At 60.1% G+C, this 19,060-nt stretch carries 16 protein-coding genes and 1 tRNA gene; 10 read left to right on the top strand and 7 right to left on the bottom strand.

Features of this window, described 5'->3' with window-relative positions:
• The first annotated feature begins 379 nt into the window (after positions 1 to 379).
• Both WG915_RS01265 and WG915_RS01270 read left to right on the top strand, forming a co-directional pair.
• Positions 380 to 2,050, top strand: coding sequence for a DIP1281 family NlpC/P60 protein (locus WG915_RS01265; protein ID WP_445227760.1), 1,671 nt, complete (start codon positions 380 to 382; stop codon positions 2,048 to 2,050).
• Between the two features lie 24 nt (positions 2,051 to 2,074).
• A complete protein-coding gene (locus WG915_RS01270) occupies positions 2,075 to 3,142 on the top strand; it encodes a ferrochelatase (RefSeq protein WP_339563546.1) in 1,068 nt (355 codons plus the stop codon).
• Here WG915_RS01270 and WG915_RS01275 read toward each other — a convergent pair whose 3' ends face one another.
• Entirely contained in the window at positions 3,143 to 3,907 is a 765-nt protein-coding gene (locus WG915_RS01275; RefSeq protein WP_339563547.1) for a hypothetical protein, read from the bottom strand.
• Positions 3,908 to 3,941: 34 nt separating this feature from the next.
• Between WG915_RS01275 and WG915_RS01280 the strand changes: the two genes are divergently transcribed.
• From WG915_RS01280 to WG915_RS01290, 3 genes are read left to right on the top strand one after another with little or no spacing between them, the layout of a single operon-like run.
• Positions 3,942 to 4,778, top strand: coding sequence for a DUF3097 domain-containing protein (locus tag WG915_RS01280; RefSeq protein WP_339563548.1), 837 nt, complete (start codon positions 3,942 to 3,944; stop codon positions 4,776 to 4,778).
• Positions 4,779 to 4,818: 40 nt separating this feature from the next.
• A complete protein-coding gene (locus tag WG915_RS01285; RefSeq protein WP_339563549.1) occupies positions 4,819 to 5,247 on the top strand; it encodes an NfeD family protein in 429 nt (142 codons plus the stop codon).
• A 1-nt stretch (position 5,248) separates the two neighbouring features.
• Positions 5,249 to 6,508, top strand: a complete 1,260-nt coding sequence (locus tag WG915_RS01290) for an SPFH domain-containing protein (RefSeq protein ID WP_339563550.1) — start codon at positions 5,249 to 5,251, stop codon at positions 6,506 to 6,508.
• Here WG915_RS01290 and WG915_RS01295 read toward each other — a convergent pair.
• Both WG915_RS01295 and WG915_RS01300 read right to left on the bottom strand, forming a co-directional pair.
• Positions 6,459 to 7,067, bottom strand: coding sequence for a MarR family transcriptional regulator (locus WG915_RS01295; protein ID WP_339563551.1), 609 nt, complete (start codon positions 7,065 to 7,067; stop codon positions 6,459 to 6,461). The genes WG915_RS01290 and WG915_RS01295 overlap by 50 nt on opposite strands.
• A 10-nt stretch (positions 7,068 to 7,077) precedes the next feature.
• Positions 7,078 to 7,761 (bottom strand): TVP38/TMEM64 family protein, encoded by a 684-nt coding sequence (locus WG915_RS01300; RefSeq protein ID WP_339563552.1) that lies wholly within the window; start codon positions 7,759 to 7,761, stop codon positions 7,078 to 7,080.
• A 238-nt stretch (positions 7,762 to 7,999) separates the two neighbouring features.
• Here WG915_RS01300 and WG915_RS01305 point away from each other — a divergent pair, with 238 nt between their 5' ends.
• From WG915_RS01305 to meaB, 3 genes are all read left to right on the top strand, one after another.
• Entirely contained in the window at positions 8,000 to 9,898 is a 1,899-nt protein-coding gene (locus tag WG915_RS01305; RefSeq protein WP_445227754.1) for a methylmalonyl-CoA mutase family protein, read from the top strand.
• An 8-nt stretch (positions 9,899 to 9,906) separates the two neighbouring features.
• The gene (scpA, locus tag WG915_RS01310) at positions 9,907 to 12,120 is read left to right on the top strand and encodes a methylmalonyl-CoA mutase (RefSeq protein ID WP_339563554.1); all 2,214 of its coding nucleotides are present in this window, start codon (positions 9,907 to 9,909) and stop codon (positions 12,118 to 12,120) included.
• Between the two features lie 87 nt (positions 12,121 to 12,207).
• Complete coding sequence (gene meaB, locus WG915_RS01315; RefSeq protein WP_339563555.1) at positions 12,208 to 13,305, top strand: methylmalonyl Co-A mutase-associated GTPase MeaB; 1,098 nt, start codon at positions 12,208 to 12,210, stop codon at positions 13,303 to 13,305.
• A 1-nt stretch (position 13,306) separates the two neighbouring features.
• Here the strand turns inward: meaB and WG915_RS01320 are convergent, their stop codons facing one another.
• The gene (locus WG915_RS01320) at positions 13,307 to 14,701 is read right to left on the bottom strand and encodes a DUF222 domain-containing protein (protein WP_339563556.1); all 1,395 of its coding nucleotides are present in this window, start codon (positions 14,699 to 14,701) and stop codon (positions 13,307 to 13,309) included.
• A gap of 130 nt (positions 14,702 to 14,831) precedes the next feature.
• Between WG915_RS01320 and WG915_RS01325 the strand changes: the two genes are divergently transcribed.
• Complete coding sequence (locus WG915_RS01325) at positions 14,832 to 15,257, top strand: cupin domain-containing protein (protein WP_339563557.1); 426 nt, start codon at positions 14,832 to 14,834, stop codon at positions 15,255 to 15,257.
• On the opposite strand, the gene WG915_RS01330 is transcribed toward WG915_RS01325, so the two are convergent.
• Complete coding sequence (locus WG915_RS01330; RefSeq protein ID WP_339563558.1) at positions 15,254 to 15,850, bottom strand: GNAT family N-acetyltransferase; 597 nt, start codon at positions 15,848 to 15,850, stop codon at positions 15,254 to 15,256. The genes WG915_RS01325 and WG915_RS01330 overlap by 4 nt on opposite strands.
• Positions 15,844 to 17,334, bottom strand: a complete 1,491-nt coding sequence (locus WG915_RS01335; RefSeq protein ID WP_339563559.1) for an SDR family NAD(P)-dependent oxidoreductase — start codon at positions 17,332 to 17,334, stop codon at positions 15,844 to 15,846. Before WG915_RS01335 ends, WG915_RS01330 begins: the two co-directional genes overlap by 7 nt.
• A gap of 35 nt (positions 17,335 to 17,369) precedes the next feature.
• Between WG915_RS01335 and WG915_RS01340 the strand changes: the two genes are divergently transcribed.
• Positions 17,370 to 18,836 carry a DUF5129 domain-containing protein gene (locus tag WG915_RS01340; protein WP_339563560.1) on the top strand — a complete coding sequence of 489 codons (1,467 nt, stop codon included), beginning with the start codon at positions 17,370 to 17,372 and terminating at the stop codon, positions 18,834 to 18,836.
• Between the two features lie 122 nt (positions 18,837 to 18,958).
• On the opposite strand, the gene WG915_RS01345 is transcribed toward WG915_RS01340, so the two are convergent.
• Positions 18,959 to 19,044, bottom strand: a tRNA-Leu gene (locus WG915_RS01345).
• Positions 19,045 to 19,060 lie beyond the last annotated feature (16 nt).

Raw genomic sequence — 19,060 nt, forward strand, 5'->3', positions numbered from 1 at the left:
CACGGCAAATGTTACACAATGTGACATATTTCACTTTCTGTTTGAACTTTAGATGTTTCTGCAGGCCAGTCCCACTAAGTTAGTCATGGGACTGGCCTTTACTAGTGTGACTTCTGGGTTACGAGTGTTGAATTTGCACAATTGTGACTTATCGTGTCCATGTCGGCTCATGAGTCTGCACGCTTCACAAAAGTTAATCTCCGTCCCAATTCGCTGATGTGGGGAAGCATTGCGCGAAGATCAAGGGAATAAGCTTGATTAGCGTCGTTTAGCGGTAGGAATGTGAGCCCACGTATTACCCGTATCTTGTCTCAGACACCTTCAATGAGCTGCTTGCAGCCATCGGTGGTGGAATGGAGTTCACGTGGCAACGAAGTTAATGTCGCAAGCCCGCATTTCGCAGGCGCGCACCTGGGTGGCAGCTGCCGCCTGCTGCGCGTCGCTAAGCACTGTGCCCGCTGTGGCTGAACCGGTCGCGCCACCAAATCCCTCCGACGCAGAGATCGGTGCTGCCGAAAGTGCGGTGTCTGCGGGCAACGGCGATGTCTCGCGCTTGGCCACTGATCTCTCCGCGAAAGAATCTGAAGTCTCAACCCTCGAAAATGAGATGGGCGGACTTCGCGAAGCCGTAAACAAGGCGAACGTAGACCTCGCCAACGCGCGTGCGGAAGCCAAGAAGGCCCGCGATGACGTCAATGCGGCGCGTGCGGACCTCGACGAGACCCAAAAGCAGATCGAGCAAGCGCAACAGGTGCTCGACGAGGTCTCGCGTACTGCGTACCGCCGTGGTGCTGCAAACCCAGCTGTCGCCGGCGCCGCCGGCACGGCAAATACCGAAGACGCATTGGCGCGGCAGACATACCTTCGTTCCAATGCTGCTAAGCAGCGTGCTGCAATCGAGGAATTGGATCGCCTGCGCGCTGAAGCCGCGAACAAGGAATCAGACCTCCGCGAAAAGCGTCGTATTGCCGAAGCGCGGGAAGCTGAGGCAAGCCAAGCGGAGATCGCCGCTAAACAAGCACTCGATGCCAACTCCGCCTTGTTGGCGCAACGTGCCACCGAACACAGGCAGCTGATCGAAGAACGTAACGTAGCCAAGGCCCGCCTCGAAGCAGCCAAGGCAAACCGCAGCACCCTTCACGAACAACGCAAGGAATACACTGACTTCGTTAAGGCAGAAGAAGCTCGTAAGGCTGCAGAAAAGGCCGCAGCGGAAGCTGCCGCAGCTAAGGCGAAAGCAGAGGCAGAAGCCCGTGCTCGTGCGCAGGCTGAAGCAGAAGCAAAGGCACGCGCCGAAGCTGCCGCTGCAGCCGAACGCGCGGAAGCCGAGCGCCAGGCGCAGGAAGCGGCGGCCGCAGCAGCTGCCGCTGAGCAGGCGGCGCAGACCCAACGCGAGCAGGAACAGCAGCTAAACCAAGACTCGACCGCTGCGGCCGCCGCAGCGGCTGCCGCTGCAGCCGCCCTGGCTGCTGCTGAAGCTGCCGATCAGGGCGCAACTCCAGGTGCAGCTGCACAGGAGAACAGCGGGGCACAGGAAAGCGCCGGCGCAAGCACTGGTACTCCTTCATCGGGCGCAGGTTCCGCAGGATCCGACAGTGCTGCGCCCGGCACCGTAGCCTCTGGTACACGCGCAGCAAAGGTCGAGGCAGTAATCGCCCGCGCCAAGGGGCAGCTCGGTTTGCCATATGCCTGGGGCGGCGGCGACGCGAGCGGTCCGACACAGGGCATCCGTGATGGTGGCGTGGCTGACTCCTACGGCGACTACAACAAGATCGGTTTCGACTGTTCAGGTTTGACGCTCTATGCTTTCGCCGGCGTGGGTATCTCACTACCGCACTACACCGGCTACCAGTACGAGCACGGCACCAAGGTCAGCCCGAGCGAGATGCAACGCGGAGACCTCATCTTCTATGGTCCGAACGCTGAACATCACGTGGCCATCTACCTTGGCGACGGCATGATGATCGAAGCACCACAATCCGGATCCACCGTGTCCATCAACCCGGTTCGCTGGAGTGGCATGAGCCCTTACGCGGTGCGTCTGCTCTAACGTCGGTGCAGTATCCTTGTCTGCATGATTAACAACGAGGAGCTCATATCGGGCCTGCCGTTCGACGCACTTTTGGTGTTGTCCTTCGGCGGGCCCGAAGGCGTGGCGGACGTCCGCCCCTTCATGGAAAACGTCACGCGGGGCCGCGGAATTCCCCCAGAGCGTCTTGATGAAGTCTCCGAGCACTACTACTACTTTGACGGTGTTAGCCCGCTTAATGCGCTGAACCGCGAGATCATCGCAAAGCTCCAGGAGGCACTACCGGGGCTGCCCATCTACTTTGGCAACCGTAACTGGCATCCCTTCGGAACCGAAGCGGCAGCTGACATTGCTCGCGACGGCCATCGCAAGGTCGCTGTGTTCGCAACCTCGGCATGGGGTGGCTACTCCGGTTGCCGACAGTATGACGAGGACATCGAGGCAATCCGCGCAGAGCTCGCAGCACAGCAATTGCCGGAACTGACGTTTACTAAGCTGCGGCAGTTCTTTGACCACCCGCTGTTTATCTCCGCCAACGCGCGCCTCGTACAAGAATCCATTGCCGCTCTGGGTGACGGAGATTTCCGCCTGGTGTTCACCGCGCATTCCATCCCTTTGGCCGCGGACAATTCCTCCGGTACGCCCGCGGACGGCCCCCTCTACTCAAGCCAGGTGGCTGAAGCGGCGCGCTTGATCGCTGCGGAGGTTGGGATCTCTGACTATGACTTAGTGTGGCAGTCACGCTCCGGAGCTGCGCACATCCCATGGCTGGAACCAGACATTGTGGACCATGCGCAGGCGCTGCATGAGCGCGGGGTGGCAACGATGGTGGTTTGTCCGGTCGGATTCATTTCCGATCACATCGAGGTGGTGTGGGATTTAGACACCGAGTTGATCAACGCCGCCAAGGCTAATGGCCAACAGGTAATCCGGGTAAACACCGTGGGACCGACCCCTGAGTTCACTGAACTGGTCGTCGAGTTGCTCGCGGAACACGCAGGGCTCGCGCAGCCCCGGAAGTTGGGCAAGGTTGCAGGCCGAGGTTGCACTGTCGACGGTGCGCCGTGCGCTGCCGACTGTTGTCGGCCGGCGCGGCGTCCGACTGCTAGCTAATTAAAGCCGGGCAAGCTCGCGGACGGCATAGTCCACTCCGGCCATGCGAGCCAGGCGGATTTGCCTGGTTAGTGGCAGCAGGAAGGGATCCAAGGAATGATCCACAATGCGGGTAGTCACAGCTTCGATGATTGCGGAGACTTGGTCCGCGCGCGCAAAGAGTTTGGCGGCCCGCGGCGGCGTGCAATGCGGAAGCCCAGGAGTGTCGTAGAAGTCTGCCAGTGTGCCGATAGTCAGCCGGGGATTCGGGAGGTCGGGCGTCGAAAAACGCTGGCTCTCGATCAGTGTAGCCGCCTGGCGGGTGGCGTCGGCAAGCAGCAAATCGGCATCACCCGGGGAAAGGTACGCCGGGGCGGGCAGCGGGGCAGATTCCTCGAAAATACGCCACTGCGTGCCTACGGCGCTGGCCACCGGCACGAAAATGCGGCTGTGTGGGAAAGCTCCGGGCATGATGAGAGCGCCGATGCCATTAGCGACGGCCGCTGCCATAGCCGCAGAACCCGCACGCAAGCCCGGAGCATCGCCAGGCCCAGACAACGCCAATTGCAGGGTGACCCCCTCCTCCGGTGCAGCGGCGCGGAATTGCCGCAGGAGCTCTGCGGTCTGGCCGATATCCTGCGAACCCGGTTGCGCCAGCAGGTGCGGCCCACCGAGGTCACGCAGGGCATCCAGACACTCGTCGGTAGAAATTTCGCCGTAGAGCCAAGCTGCGACCCAGATAGCAGTGTTCTGTAGCGGCGAGTAGACGTTGGCGCGGTGATCCATAATTCAATCAAGTTACCCGATAGGCTGTTTCTCCATGACTGATCCCTACTCTGGCGATATTTTCTCCGGTCACAAACGCAAGCAGCGCCCCACATATCCCACGGTCCCAGCGCAGCCTGGCCTCGTAGTGGAGGTGTTGAGCGACGGCTACGTTGGCGCCGTCACCGGGTTTGAGCGCACCTACGACGGCGACTTCATCCGGCTGGAGGACCGACAAGGTCGGGAACGCCTTTTCAAGCTGGTTACGGGCGGATTCCTCGTGGAGGGTAAGCGTGTGAGTCTCACCCGCTTTGTGCCAAAGCAGACCCCGGCGCGTTCCAATTCTGGCTCACGGAAGGTTGCGGGCGTGCAAGCGAAAGTGGCGGCCCCCTCGCGGATCTGGGTCGAGGGCATTCACGACGCCGCCATCGTGGAAAAGGTGTGGGGCCATGACCTGCGGGTGGAAGGAGTCGTCGTGGAGTATCTCGAGGGCTTAGACAACTTGCCCGAGCGCCTAGCGGAGTTTCAACCCGGCCCAGGACGACGCGTGGGGGTGCTAGCAGACCACCTGGTTCACGGATCCAAGGAAACCCGGTTGGTCGCGGACGTCGGAGAGCATGTGCTTGTGACGGGCCATCCCTTCATTGATATCTGGGCGGCTGTGAAGCCACAGAAGCTCGGGTTGCGGGCGTGGCCGGAGGTTCCTTATGGCGAGGACTGGAAGACCGGAATCTGTCAGCGCGTGGGGTGGGGCGATCCGCGCGAAGGATGGAATCGGGTGTTCCACGCCGTTGAGAGCTTTCGAGACCTCGATCCGACGCTAATTGGGGCCGTCGAGAAGCTCGTAGACTGGGTGACCGTCCCGGAACTTACTAAGGCTGACTTTCGTTAAGCCTCCCACATATGGCTGAACTCTTAGGTAGTTTGGTGGTGTGGGAACACTCATTTGGTTTATTGTCGCCGTGGTTCTAGCCACGGCCGAGTTACTTGCTGGCGAATTCACCATGCTGATGCTGGCCGGTGCCGCGTTGGCGACTGCGGGTATCGCGCTTGCCGACGTCCCGGTTTGGGCTGAGGTAGCCTGCTTCGCGGTGTGCGCAGTGGCTCTGCTGGTTTTTGTCCGCCCTGTCCTGAATCGCCACATGCGGCGGGATCTCGTGTTGGATACTTCTCCTAAAGCGCTGGTAGGCCAGACCGCAGAGGTGCTCGAGTCCGTCGATGCGGGTCGGGGGCAGATCCGTCTGGATGGATCCATTTGGTCAGCCCGCTCCCTCGTTCCCACTGAAACGTTCGCAGTCGGCGAACGCGTCCACGTTGTCAGTATCGATGGCACAACGGCCGTCGTGTTTAAGGAGCTTTGATATGGGGCTTATTGCTCTTGCCGTCATCCTGCTCTTTGTGGTCATCGTGCTGGTTAAATCCATCGCGTTGATCCCTCAGGGTGAGGCAGCGGTCATTGAAAGACTTGGCCGCTATACCCGTACCGTTTCCGGTGGCATTACGCTGCTGGTGCCGTTCATTGACCGGGTGCGCGCGAAGGTGGATACCCGTGAGCGCGTCGTGTCCTTCCCACCGCAGGCCGTAATTACCCAGGACAACCTCACGGTTGCGATTGACACGGTGGTGACTTTCCAGATCAACGATGCCGCCCGTGCTATCTATGGCGTGGACAACTACATCGTGGGTGTGGAGCAGATTTCTACCGCTACGCTGCGCGACGTCGTGGGCGGAATGACGCTGGAAGAAACCCTTACCTCCCGTGAAGTAATCAACCGTCGCCTACGTGGTGAGCTCGATGCTGCGACCACGAAATGGGGTCTGCGCATTAGCCGCGTGGAGCTGAAGGCAATTGATCCGCCACCATCGATCCAGCAGTCGATGGAAAAGCAGATGAAAGCAGACCGTGAGAAGCGCGCTACGATTCTGACGGCAGAAGGCCAGCGCGAGGCGGACATCAAGACCGCCGAAGGTGAGAAGCAAGCCAAGATCCTCGCCGCCGAGGGTGAGAAGCATGCCGCGATTCTTTCCGCCGAAGCTGAGCGTCAAGCGATGATCCTCCGCGCTGAAGGTGAACGCGCAGCCAAGTACCTCAAGGCACAGGGTGAGGCGCGCTCGATCCAAAAGGTTAATGCTGCAATCAAGTCTGCACAGCTGACTCCCGAGGTATTGGCATATCAATACCTGGAGAAGCTGCCGAAGATGGCACAGGGGAGCGCCAACAAGGTGTGGATGGTTCCGAGCCAGTTCGGAGATTCTCTCGAGCAGTTCGCCCGGGCTATGTCCAAGAAGGATGATGACGGTGTATTCCGCTTCGAGCCGACTGAAGTAACCGATGCCACCCGCGAATTGGCTACCGAAGACAACACTGAAGAGTGGTTCAATACCGAGTCTGATCCAGAGATTGCAGCTGCTGTTGCCGCAGCCAACGCAGTGGCCAATAAGCCGGTAGAGCCGGAAGTTCCGGAGTTGGCTGGAAAGCGTCCAGTGCCAGAAACCTCCAACTCCACCCCGGTAGCCTCAGAGTTCCCAATGATCTCCCCGGAAGCTACCTCTCAGCAGCCTTACGGCGAGTTCATTCGGCCGGAGCAGGGCGGAACTCCTGAGCACGAGCCAAGAGGTTAACCGCTAACTGCCATCCGGCAGTTTCGGCTTGCCACCCGGCCGCTTGTAGCCGCTGGGACATCGCCTGTTTGGTGATGCCCAGCTCTGCAGCGGCCTCGTTTTGGTTGTAGCCCCGGCGCATGAGCGAGGTGGCTTCCCGCCCTTCGGTGCTGCGCTTGGCTAGGACTGTTGCTAGCAACAGGAAGCATGCTGAAATATCGTTCGCCCACGCGGTGGCCTCTTCTTTCGCTCCTCGCGGCGCCTGCAACTTTGCTTTGACGACGCCACTGCGTGCCCGCGAGCCGAGCGCTGAGGTGGCCATGCGCTTTGCGACGTCCGCAGCCTGCTTCATACTGTCCGGAACAATCCCGATTCCGACTGCCCATTCGCCCGCCGAAAGCAGCGCCATCGAGGTATCCGCGACGGCTTCTGGCGTGTTAACAATCGCGATGATGTCCTCAACGCCGATGACCTCAAAGACCCCGACACCTTCTAGGGTGGAGAGGGCTTCCGCAGAGCGGCTCACGAGTTCCGCCCTACGGACGGCACGTCCTCGATAACGAGCATGAATGGCGTACATGCAGTTAAGTCTACTCTGACGGCTTGACTGGCAGCAATATGTCCAACAGGAGCCCCAGGAACCCGGCGGCCACCAGGCAACCTAGCAGCACTGCGACCAGTGAGTTGGAACCGCTGGTGAGCGAGTCGCCGAGCAACACTCCAATGACAGTCGAAGGGGCAGAGCCAAACAAAGTGGCGATGGTGAAGTCGCGCCTTTTTACCGGGGTAAATGATGCTGCGTAGTTGAGTACTGAGAAGGGGATTCCGGGGATCAACCGCAGACTGAAGATCGAAAGCCAGCCACGGCTAGCCAGGCGCGCATTAATCTTCGTCATCGCCTTGTGTCCGCGGTGCTTCGTAGCAAGCCTTTCGGTCCAAGAACCAGCTCGCGTATCAGTGCCGAGGAGCGCGCGCAGCAGGGTAATGGAGAGGAACGCTGCTGTCGTCGTAGCGCTCAGTGCAAGGCAAATTCCCAACGCCGGCCCGAACAATACTCCAGCTGACACAGTCAACGCGGTGCGCGGTATGGGGAATTGGGTGATCACCACGTATAGCGCGAAGAATCCCAGCAACGCCCAGGGGCCCATCGCTGACGTCCACCGGCGGAGCTGCTCCAGGCTGGGCAGTTCCACCGTGAGGGCGAGGATGATGCCCACGATGAGAAAAGCTCCGAAGGCCACGAAGCGCCAGTAAGTAGGACGAGGAGTCTGCACAAAGTCCAAGGTTATCCTGGGCAAGCGCTGTCAGAGAGCATCGGCGCGCGGGTGTATTGTGACGTGCCCCAACCTGTTTCCCCGGCGATAGCTTTTGAACTGGGATTTTGCCGTCGGGCGGGGTTAACCATGTTGTGTGTCTGCCCGAACGCGGCACGCACGGGTGCGGTCCTCGGTACACTTGAAGGTAATTGTGAGCTGCAACTACGGTGTGGTTTTTGGCTCGCGGTGACTAGTTATGCAACTTAAAGTGACGCACAAGGGGAGAAGGTCCGTAGTGACTGATGTACAGTCGAACGCGGTAAATACCTCGCTGCCTGCAGATTTCGAAGCGAATCAGCAGGAGTGGTACAAGGCAGTAGCCAAGGTGTTTGCACGTGTACAGAAGAAGGACATCGCAGATGTCCCAATGGATGTGTGGACCCGTCTGGTTCACACGACCGCAGAGGGTATCTACGTCAACCCGCTTTACACTCGCGCCGATGAGCAGGCCGAGGTGTCTGCACCCGGGGTGTTCCCATACACCCGCGGTGGCGTCAACACCTCCGGTGACAGGATCGGGTGGGGAGTGACTGAAACCTTCGGTGGTATTGCCTCCGGTACCGCCGGTGATGCAGCCTCCACCAACAAGGCAATCCTGCACGCGCTAAATAATGGCACCACTGACTTGGTCATCGACCTCACCGCAGGACTGCGCCCCTCCGATCTGGAGACTGTGCTTAAGGATGTGCTCCTCGATCTCGTCGAGGTTCGCGTCATCGCAGGCAAGGACGCAGGTGCTGCAGCAGCAGAGCTGAAGAAGCTGGCAGACAACGCCCGTTTCGAGCTTTCCGTAGCCCCACTCACCGCGCCTCTGCTGGGCGCCGAGTCCCTGAGCCTCGATGAGGCAGTGGCGCTGGCCGTCGATAGTGCGCAATACGCTGGCACGATGCGCACGCTGCTTGTCGACGCCGTGGCCTTCAGCAACCAGGGCGCCACCGACGCGCAGGAAGTCGGATTCGCTCTCGCAGTTGGCGTCGAATACGTCCGTGCACTCACAGCAGCCGGCTTGTCGGTCGAAGATGCGCTGGCGCAGATCTCCTTCCGCTTCGCTGCAACCGACGACCAGTTTGAGCAGATCGCTAAGTTCCGCGTGGCTCGCACCTTGTGGTCGCGAGTAGCCGAGGTCCTCGGCGCACCTGGGGCGGCTCTCGCACCGCAGCATGCCCAGACCGCACCGGCGATGTTCTCCCAGCGAGACCCCTGGGTGAACATGCTGCGCGTGACCGTCGCTGCGTTCGCCGCGGGTGTCGGTGGCGCAGCTGACGTTGAGGTATTGCCTTTCGACCACGCTATCGCGGGTGGTTTCCCGGGCACCTCGCGGGTCTTCGCCGCGCGCATCGCACGCAACACGAACCTGTTGCTTCTAGAGGAATCCCACCTCGGCTACGTGGTTGACCCTGCGGGCGGTTCCTACTTTGTAGAGTCTTTGACCCAGCAATTGGCAGAGAAAGCCTGGGAAGAGTTCACTGCTGTTGAAGCTGCTGGTGGATATCAGGCCGCGCAGGCCGATGTACAGGCGAAGCTGCTGGCGTCATTCGAGCAGGTTCGCAAGGATGTTGCGCACCGCGTGAAGAAGATCACCGGCATCAATGAGTTCCCGAACCTCGGCGAGAAGCCACTACCCGCCGAATTGCGCAAGGAACCGCTCGGAGTGCGCCGCTGGGCCGCCGAGTTTGAGGCGCTGCGTAACCGCTCCGACGCCTTCTTGGAGGCCAACGGTAAGCGCCCGCTGATCGGGATGATCCCTATCGGCCCGCTGGCCAAGCACAATGTGCGCACTGGTTTCACCGCGAACCTGTTGGCTTCTGGTGGCATAGAGACGTTGAACCCAGGTCAGCTCACTCCTGGCACCGAGGAATTCGCGGCCGCCGCGCAGGCCACCGACATCGTGGTGGTGTGTGGCACCGATCAGGAATATGAAGCCACGGGCGTGGACGTCGTTAAGGCGCTGCGCGAAGCTGGCGTAGGCACAATCCTGGTCGCCGGCGCAGAGAAGTCTTTCGCGGCCGCTGAAGTACAACCAGATGGCTACGTCAATATGAAGATCGATGCAGCGTCGACACTGGCCGACCTGCTTTCCAAGCTGGGAGCGTGAGAGGAATCATGACCACCATCCCGAATTTTGCTGAGGTGCCGCGCACCTCGGACGCTGCACCGAACACCGACGCACCTGCTGCATCTACCGCAGACAAGGTGTGGGCCACCCCGGAAGGGATCGACGTCAAGCGGGTATATACCCGTGCTGATCGTGACGATGCCGCCGCCGCGGGGCACCCGATTGATTCCTTCCCAGGTATCGCACCGTTCATGCGTGGACCATACCCAACCATGTACACCAACCAGCCCTGGACGATTCGTCAGTACGCTGGCTTCTCCACGGCTGCGGAATCCAACGCCTTCTACCGCCGTAACCTGGCTGCTGGTCAGAAGGGCCTGTCGGTCGCTTTCGACTTGGCAACCCACCGCGGTTACGACTCTGACAACGAGCGCGTTGTTGGCGACGTCGGTATGGCTGGCGTGGCCATCGACTCCATCCTGGACATGCGCCAACTGTTCGAGGGCATTGACCTCGGAAACGTGTCCGTGTCCATGACCATGAACGGCGCTGTGCTGCCGATCCTTGCGCTTTACATTGTGGCTGCTGAGGAGCAGGGCGTCGCCCCCGAGCAGCTTGCCGGAACCATTCAGAACGATATTCTGAAGGAGTTCATGGTTCGTAACACCTACATTTACCCGCCGAAGCCGTCGATGCGCATCATCTCGAACATTTTCGAGTACACCTCGCTGAAGATGCCGCGCTTCAACTCCATCTCCATCTCCGGTTACCACATCCAGGAAGCGGGCGCGACCGCCGACCTCGAGCTCGCCTACACGCTTGCCGACGGCATCGAGTACATTCGCGCCGGTAAAGATGTCGGATTGGACGTGGACAAGTTCGCGCCACGACTGTCCTTCTTCTGGGGTATTTCGATGTACACCTTCATGGAGATCGCCAAGCTGCGCGCTGGCCGTCTGTTGTGGAGCGAGCTGGTGGCTAAGTTCGACCCGAAGAACCCTAAGTCTCAGTCGTTGCGTACTCACTCGCAGACTTCTGGTTGGTCGCTGACGGCGCAGGACGTGTTCAATAACGTCTCTCGTACCTGCATCGAGGCCATGGCTGCAACCCAGGGCCACACCCAGTCGCTGCACACCAACGCGTTGGATGAGGCGCTGGCGCTGCCTACTGACTTCTCGGCTCGTATCGCTCGTAACACTCAGTTGTTGCTGCAGCAGGAGTCTGGCACGGTCCGTCCGGTTGACCCTTGGGCTGGCTCTTATTACGTGGAGTGGTTGACTAACGAGCTGGTCAAGCGCGCTCGTAAGCACATCGAAGAAGTTGAGGAAGCCGGCGGCATGGCCCAGGCGACCAGCGAGGGAATTCCTAAGCTGCGCATTGAGGAGTCTGCTGCGCGCACCCAGGCTCGCATCGATTCGGGCCGCCAGGCGCTGATTGGTGTGAACAAGTACATCGTCGAGGAAGACGAGCAGATCGAGGTGCTGAAGGTCGAGAACTCCAAGGTTCGCACTGAGCAGCTGGAGAAGCTCGATCGGCTGCGTGCTGAGCGCAATGAGGCCGATGTGCAGCATGCGTTGGAGGCTCTCACTAGTGCCGCAGCTACCGAGGAACGCGAAGCCGGCGATTTGGATTCCAACCTGCTCAAGCTCGCGGTGGATGCCGCCCGTGCGAAGGCGACTGTGGGCGAGATCTCCATGGCGCTGGAGAAGGTCTTCGGTCGCCACGAGGCTGAGATCAAGACCCTGTCCGGCGTGTACAAGGACGAGGTCGGAAAGGAAGGCGAGGTGTCTAACGTCACCAAGGCGATCGCAATGGCTGATGCCTTTGAGGCTGAGGAAGGTCGCCGTCCGCGTATCTTCATCGCCAAGATGGGCCAGGATGGCCATGACCGCGGTCAGAAGGTTATCGCTTCCGCATACGCCGACCTCGGCATGGATGTGGATGTCGGACCGCTGTTCCAGACCCCTGCGGAAGCGGCACGCAGTGCCGTCGACGCGGACGTTCACGTCGTGGGCGTATCCTCCCTCGCGGCCGGTCACCTGACTCTGGTGCCTGCGCTGAAGGAGGAGCTGGCAAAGCTGGGTCGTGAGGACATCATGATCATTGTCGGTGGCGTTATCCCTCCGGGAGATTTCCAGGAGCTTTATGACATGGGTGCCGCGGCGATCTACCCTCCGGGTACGGTCATCGCGGACTCTGCGATCGACATGCTGACTAAGCTGTCAGCGAATCTTGGCTTCGATCTGAAGGTCGACGCTTAAGTTTTCCCCAAGGGCGGCGTACAAGCTTCAGGTGAGGCTGGTACGCCGTCTGCGCTATTTAGCAAGCACTTTAGGAGTGGATTCACCGTGGATAACGGCTTTCTCGAGCACTCGCTTGGCTCGTTGACCACCACCGCCGGTACTGATCTCGGCTCGCAGACGGCGGTCGCCCCGGAGATGGTCAAGCGGGCGCGCCAGCGTATCGACGTCGATAAGCTTTACGACGCCGTCCGCGCTGGAGACCGCACGCAGATCGCCCGGGCGGTGACGCTGTTGGAATCTACCGCCCCTGCTCATCGGGTGTTGGCTCAGGAACTGCTGGTTCGGTTGCTGCCGCATTCCGGGAACGCGTTGCGGGTAGGGCTGACCGGTGTTCCGGGTGTGGGCAAGTCGACGACCATTGAGGCCCTCGGTATGAAGCTGATTGCCAAGGGTCACAAGGTGGCGGTGCTGGCGATCGACCCCTCGTCTACTAAGACACGCGGCTCGATTCTTGGCGATAAGACCCGCATGTCGAAGTTGTCTGCGGAGGATAATGCGTTTATTCGACCTTCGCCTTCTGCTGGCACGCTCGGCGGTGTGGCTAAGGCGACGCGGGAATCGATGGTGGTGTTTGAGGCAGCGGGCTATGACGTGATCATCGTTGAAACCGTGGGCGTGGGACAGTCTGAGGTGGCTGTGTCGCAGATGGTGGATGTGTTTGCCTTCTTGGCGCTTGCTGGGGCTGGTGACCAGCTCCAGGGCATCAAGAAGGGGGTGTTGGAGATGGCGGAAATCGTTGCGATCAACAAGGCTGATGGTCCGAACGTCAAACACGCGAAGCGAGCTGCCCGGGAGTTGCAGGCAGCGCTGCGGATGGTTCGGAGTGAGAAGGAGCTTTGGCACCCGCCGACAATGACGATGTCCGCGGTTGATCACAGTGGCATTGATGAGTTCTGGGAGCACATTCTGGAGCACAACCGTGTGATGCGTGAGGCCGGGGAGTTCGATAAGCGGCGGCGTGAGCAGCAGGTTGGTTGGATGTGGTCGATGGTGCATGAGACGCTGTTGCAAAGACTGACTACCAACAGAGAAGTAGTGGCAGCACGCACTGATGTCGAGCAGCAGTTGCGCACGGGCAAGATCACCCCGACCCTCGCTGCGGAACGCATTTTGCGAGCTTTTGACGAGCACGCCTCCGAGTAGCTTAGGCAGCATGCTGGAATGGCGGAACCGCAGCAGGGGTGTGCAGCCCGAATCTTAGTGCCTGTCCCGGGTTGAACCAGGTACTGGGATTGAAGTTCGCTTGTGCTTCCCGCCCGGGGGATTGTCCGCGCGGCGGGCGCCATAACATTTGGCCGCTGTCCGAACAGAAGGTCCACCATTTGTCGGGGTTGGATTTTTCATCGTCGATGTTCCGGTGGGTGCGGTGGCCTACCAGCATCAAGTTCTCGCCACTGGTTTTGCCTCCGAAGCGCCACGCTGTTAGATGATGCATTTCGCACAGTGCTGCTGGTAGGTCCGATCCTGGTGTCATGTCTCCGCCTTGGGCTGCGACAAGCCCAAGATAGGCATAGATATCAGCCACGCGCTTGCTGCGCCCAAGTTCGATGAGGTTTCCTGTGTCTTCGTCCAGGATCGCGAGGAAGGCGTTCTTGTCTGCGCCGAGGCGCAGGAGATCGCGGACGGGCAGCATGGTTCCCACGTCGCTAGGAACTATCCCCGCTGCTGCACGCAGCTGCTCCATAGTCATCGTCGCAACCACTGTGCTACAGCCCCGGGTCGGCGGCATCGGGCCATTGCGGTGCAGTGCATGTGCCAAGGCCGCTACGAGTGCATCGTGTCGGCGTTGACCGGCTGTGCGGGTATCTGCGTCCTTTTCGCCTGTGGGCAGAAGATCGCCCGGGCCACCGTAGTCTGCGAACAGTCTGCGCAATAGGGCATCCAATTCGGGAGTGGCTGTCACTTTGAGTCCCGACATCAGGTTTGCGCCTTGGCCGGACAAGGTAGCGTCGCGTTTCCGTTGCCGTTCCGCGTCGGCTGGTTCATCATCGGCGTTCAGACCCTGCAGGATTTTCAGCCCTGCCTTGCGGAGGTCTTCCGGGGCTAGCTGTGTTGCTATCTCCGCCAAGGTACCTTCCACCCATGCCAGCGTTTCGGCTGGCGTGTTCGCGGGTACTTGGTCCAGTACACGAGCGATCTCCATGGCTGAAGCTACCCCAAAAGCGCCAGCAGCCATCCCAGAACGGGTTGCCGGCATTGTTGCCTGTTTGCCGTCGGGATGGGTGAGGGCGGCCGGGGCGTCGAAAAGCTCGGCGCTGAGGCGGGTGAGGTCCCGCAGCTCGCCACGGCTGAATCTGCCCGCGTGGATCATCTTGTTGCGACTGTTTCGGGAATTTGGATGAAAGCCGGAGCGTTGTTCTAGTTCCCGCAGCAATCTGATGCTGGTCAGCTCGGTTAGTCGCTGCAACTGTCTTAGGGAGAGCAGTAGATTCTTCAGGTGGTCCGGTCCGCAACCATGAGTTTCCAGCATCGCGAGGACCTCGAGCTGGCCGCATACGCCAGCATCGATCACCTCGGCAATCTGTTCGAAACTCTTCATAGCTCTAATTGTAAATTCACCACCGGACACAGACCACAAGCAATACGCACATATGTTCGAACGGCACAAGTCTCAGCAGTTTTACCTACACTGGTAGTTAAAGAATCCATCTCACACAGGAGGAAACCAGATGTCCGATTTGTTGCAGGATCACGGCCCGCACCCATACGTCTTAGATATCGAGAAAGCCACCACGGACAACGAGAACTTCCGCGACACGCTGTGGACCGGCAAGTTCCTCCAGATGACCGTGATGAACATACCGGCAGGCGGCGAGATCGGGGCAGAGGTTCACGACGATCATGACCAGTTCCTGCGCGTAGAGGCCGGTAAGGGCCATGTCATGATTGGCGACTCCGCAGATAGCCTCGATATTGACCAGGTCGTTGAAGACGACTGGGCTATTTTTGTCCCTGCCGGCAAGTGGCACAACGTGGTTAATGAAGGCACCGAGGAGCTCAAGGTGTACTCAATCTACGCTGCACCTGATCACAAGCCAGGTACGGTTCATAAGACTAAAGAAGACGCCGATAACGACCCGAACGAGCAGCACTAACTAGCGTTTCGGCACATCCCCACTTCATTTGGCTGCGCGCCAGGAGTGGGGATTTCTCTTTGCGCTACAAACCCCCAACGCTCATAAAGCCGCTGGGAATCGGGCGTTGTTGCCTCCAAATAGCAAGGCATGTCCGCGTCGTCGGCACGCGCGAGGCCGTGGGACAGCAACGCCGAACCCACGCCGCGCCCCTGGGCAGCCGGTGCCACTGCCAGCGTGTATAAGTACCAATGCGGTTGCCGCGGTGTGAACATGTCCGCGTAGCACTCCCGGGCCATTATCAGGGGAGCGTGCCGACCAAACATCCGGAAATAGTCCCGCACAGTTGGGCTTGGCGCATCGGGCGGATACCAGCAGCCAGCGCCGAGCAGCTCGGAATTCTCATAGGCAAGATCCACGCGCCCTAAGGGGAGGTATTCAATGCTCAGCTGTTGCGCGAAGAGCTTTGCCAACGCGGATTCGTGCTGCGCGGTACCGATTCCGGGAAGGCCTTTGAAATACCGGGTAATCGCATCGTCGGCGGAAAAGGAAGCTGCCATGAGCGCAGCGACGTCCGGAACATCGGCTGCAGTGGCGGGTCTAATAGTTACCATTGATGTGGCCTGTAATCCTTCAAGAAGCAGCCATAGAGGTCGACGCCGTTTTCACCTTGCACAATCGGATCGTACACCCGAGCTGCACCGTCGACTAAGTCTAGGGGAGCGTGGAATCCTTCCTCCGCCAGCCGTGACTTGGTGGAGTGCGGTCTTTCGTCGGTAATCCAGCCCGTGTCGACGGCAGTCATGAGGATGCCATGCTCGAAAAGTTCCCCCGCAGCTGTCCGCGTCAGCATGTTCAATGCGGCTTTGGCCATGTTGGTGTGCGGGTGTCCCGGCCCCTTATAGCCCCGCCCGAAGACACCTTCCATGGCGGAAACATTCACTACGTACTTGCGTCTAAAAGTCGAGGCTTCTAATGCAGGGCGCAGTCTGTTGATCAGAATGAACGGGGCGGTTTGGTTGCACAGCTGCACCTCTAGCAGCTCCAGCGGATCGACCTCGCCCACCGTGGCTACCCAGGAATTGTGGGACACCAAGTCGGGGATCAGACCGCCAGCATCCACCGCAGTGCCGTCGGCTACGCGGGCTGGGGAGGAGGAGCCCCCGAGCATCGCCAACTCCGCCAGCTGCCCAGCAAAACCAGGTCCTGCACGGCCAGGTCGTGCAAAGCCAGGACCTTCCGAGCCACCGACCAGCGCGGCCGGGTGCAGATCCGCGGAGGCGCCTAAGGCCTGCAGGTCCACGCCACGCTGTGCCTCAGTTAGCGGCTCGGCTTCCGCGTCCACCAGACTCGAATAGGCGCCAGGGGAGCGCCGCACGGTTTGGGCTGCGTTGTTGATCAAAATGTCCAAAGGCCCGGCGGCAGCAACGTTATCTGCGAGGTCGGCGACGGCAACCGGGTTACGAAGATCAATACCCACCACGTGCAGACGTGACAGCCATTCATCCGAGTCGCCCACTGCAGAAAAGCGACGCACCGCATCGCGCGGGAAACGCGTCGTGATGGTGACGTCCGCGCCGTCGCGAAGCAGCTTCAAAGCGATGTACATGCCGATTTTCGCTCGGCCTCCGGTCAGCAGCGCACGTCGCCCCCTCAGGTCGACCCGGGCATCGCGGCGGGCACGGTTATCAGCCGCGCACTCGGGGCACAACTGGTGGTGGAAGGAATCTACCAATGTGTAGGGCTGCTTGCACACGTAGCAGTTCTGCGGACGGTAGAGCGCCCCCGCCCAACCCTGTGGTGTTGCCACCGCGCCGCGTTCTAAGGCAACAGGTGCTGCGCCCACGGGGCGGACGAGCAGGCCGGCGGTTTCGTCGTCGATACGCGCGGGGTTCGCGGTTGCGGTTGTGGAAAGCACCGCCGCATCTGCCTCCCGCCGGGCTTGCTTCGCTGCTTCACGACGCCGCTTCTTCACCTGCTTAAACAGCTTCGCCACCGCCCGTTGCAGCGTCAGCGAATCCTCGTCTGTAGCGTCCAAAGAGCCGGCCTGCTCCAGGACTTTCAAACACGTACGCAGTTCGGCGGGATCGATAGCCATGGCTTACAGTCAACCACACCGGTTACAGTGGTCTCATGACCGCTCAGCCCAGAACAACTGTCTCTAAAATCATGGCCGGCACCGCGCTGTCAGCCCTGCTTGTCGGTGGAGGTGTGGGCGGCGCACTGTTTGCTACTACCGATGCGCCCGAACGAGCGGACTACGCTATAACGGCACCGATGCATGCGATTCAGAAGACTGAGATCCACGACCCTGAGGACGTTTTAAGCGCCGAAGACGAGGCGCGGATGCTACACGAGGCCCCTCGCATCCAAGCCCCGGACACTGTCCAGCAGCTGCACTACATTGTTTTTGCCAAGAACAAGGACAACGTCAAAGACACGCTGGAGGAGTACCTGCGGGATAACCGACCCGATTTGATCGGGAAGGACAAGTTCACAGACGGCGTCCTCATCGTCGGAGTAGGCCTCGACCCCCGGGGAGCGTTCATCAACGCTGGCGAGGACGTCGCAGCCCAGTTGGATTTGCGCGAAAGCAGCCACTTGGATGACAGCCTTGATGCAATCAAACCAGGGGTGAAGGACAACAACATCCCTGCGGGCCTCTTCGCGGGCGCGAGCATGGCGACCGATACTGCGGGGCTTGCAGACACCCGCTATGACAACGCGGTGGAGAACCGCTGGGCTGCGGTACTTGGAGGCGGCGGCGGGGCAGCCGCAATAGCGGCAGCGGGCGCAGCCGTTGTGGGAACTACCCGACGCAAGCGGGAACAAACCCTCGCTGCCGCGCGAGAAGACCTAGATTTCATCTCCAAGGAGTATGGCGAGCTAGCGGGCCGTCTAGACGGTATTGATATCCGCGCTAACTCCCTGACCTCGCCGCTAGCGCATGCGCAGATGCGCTCCGAGTGGGCCGAGGTGCGTGATCGTTTCTTGAACCTGTATGAGCAGGTCGAGAGCTTCGGAGGGCTTACTGCCAGCTCGGAACCAGAGCAGATTCTTTCCCGCGCTACCGAGATTGGTGCAGCCGCGACGGTCGCTCGGCAGGTCAGCTATGCCGAGGACAACATTGACACTCTGTTCAAACTGGAACACGGGGATAAAACCACGCGAGAAAGCGAAGTCATTGCGCTGCGCAAGGACATCCTCGCGGCGCAAGGAAGCGTCGCCGACACCTCTTCCGGGTTGTACCAGAGCTTCGCAGCTGCGCACGCAGATGCCGAGCGGCTACTCGAAAGCAGTACTGCTCCGGACTTCCTCGAGCGCTACGCAATGCTACTCGACGATTACCAAAGCGCCTTGACAGCTTTGAAGGAGCAGCAGTTCTCCGATGTTAAGGATGCTTCCTCCCAGCCGAGCGTCCCTACAATTTACGAGCAGAACTACCGCCCCGGATATGGCTACAGCAACTTCGTACCATTCTGGGCGATGCAGACATGGCATAGCGACGCCATCGCGACGCAAAATACCGCAAATAGCAGTGCAACCAGCACAACCTTTAGCTCTGGCTTCAGCGGTGCGGGTGGCTCCTCGAGCTTCTAGTAGGCACGAACTGCGGGCTGCGCTTTCTTGACAGGAGAGTCAGAGGGGGCGCGCCCGGCACTGCGCATAAGAAAGGCGCCGAATCACCTTGTATTTTCAAGGGTATTCGGCGCCTATTTCTGTGCCCGAGGGGGGACTTGAACCCCCACGTCCATTAGTAGGACACTAGCACCTCAAGCTAGCGCGTCTGCCATTCCGCCACCCGGGCAGGGTGTTTGTTTTCA

This window comes from Corynebacterium sp. H128, assembly GCF_037482625.1.
Lineage (GTDB): Bacteria > Actinomycetota > Actinomycetes > Mycobacteriales > Mycobacteriaceae > Corynebacterium.

What these genes read in the sequence shown, in the direction of transcription:
- WG915_RS01265 (WP_445227760.1), top strand. Translation starts at nt 380, where the DNA reads ATGTCGCAAGCCCGCATTTCGCAGGCGCGCACCTGGGTGGCAGCTGCC.
- WG915_RS01270 (WP_339563546.1), top strand. Translation starts at nt 2,075, where the DNA reads ATGATTAACAACGAGGAGCTCATATCGGGCCTGCCGTTCGACGCACTT.
- WG915_RS01275 (WP_339563547.1), bottom strand. Translation starts at nt 3,907, where the DNA reads ATGGATCACCGCGCCAACGTCTACTCGCCGCTACAGAACACTGCTATC.
- WG915_RS01280 (WP_339563548.1), top strand. Translation starts at nt 3,942, where the DNA reads ATGACTGATCCCTACTCTGGCGATATTTTCTCCGGTCACAAACGCAAG.
- WG915_RS01290 (WP_339563550.1), top strand. Translation starts at nt 5,249, where the DNA reads ATGGGGCTTATTGCTCTTGCCGTCATCCTGCTCTTTGTGGTCATCGTG.
- WG915_RS01295 (WP_339563551.1), bottom strand. Translation starts at nt 7,067, where the DNA reads ATGTACGCCATTCATGCTCGTTATCGAGGACGTGCCGTCCGTAGGGCG.
- WG915_RS01305 (WP_445227754.1), top strand. Translation starts at nt 8,000, where the DNA reads ATGCAACTTAAAGTGACGCACAAGGGGAGAAGGTCCGTAGTGACTGAT.
- scpA (WP_339563554.1), top strand. Translation starts at nt 9,907, where the DNA reads ATGACCACCATCCCGAATTTTGCTGAGGTGCCGCGCACCTCGGACGCT.
- WG915_RS01320 (WP_339563556.1), bottom strand. Translation starts at nt 14,701, where the DNA reads ATGAAGAGTTTCGAACAGATTGCCGAGGTGATCGATGCTGGCGTATGC.
- WG915_RS01325 (WP_339563557.1), top strand. Translation starts at nt 14,832, where the DNA reads ATGTCCGATTTGTTGCAGGATCACGGCCCGCACCCATACGTCTTAGAT.
- WG915_RS01330 (WP_339563558.1), bottom strand. Translation starts at nt 15,850, where the DNA reads ATGGTAACTATTAGACCCGCCACTGCAGCCGATGTTCCGGACGTCGCT.
- WG915_RS01335 (WP_339563559.1), bottom strand. Translation starts at nt 17,334, where the DNA reads ATGGCTATCGATCCCGCCGAACTGCGTACGTGTTTGAAAGTCCTGGAG.
- WG915_RS01340 (WP_339563560.1), top strand. Translation starts at nt 17,370, where the DNA reads ATGACCGCTCAGCCCAGAACAACTGTCTCTAAAATCATGGCCGGCACC.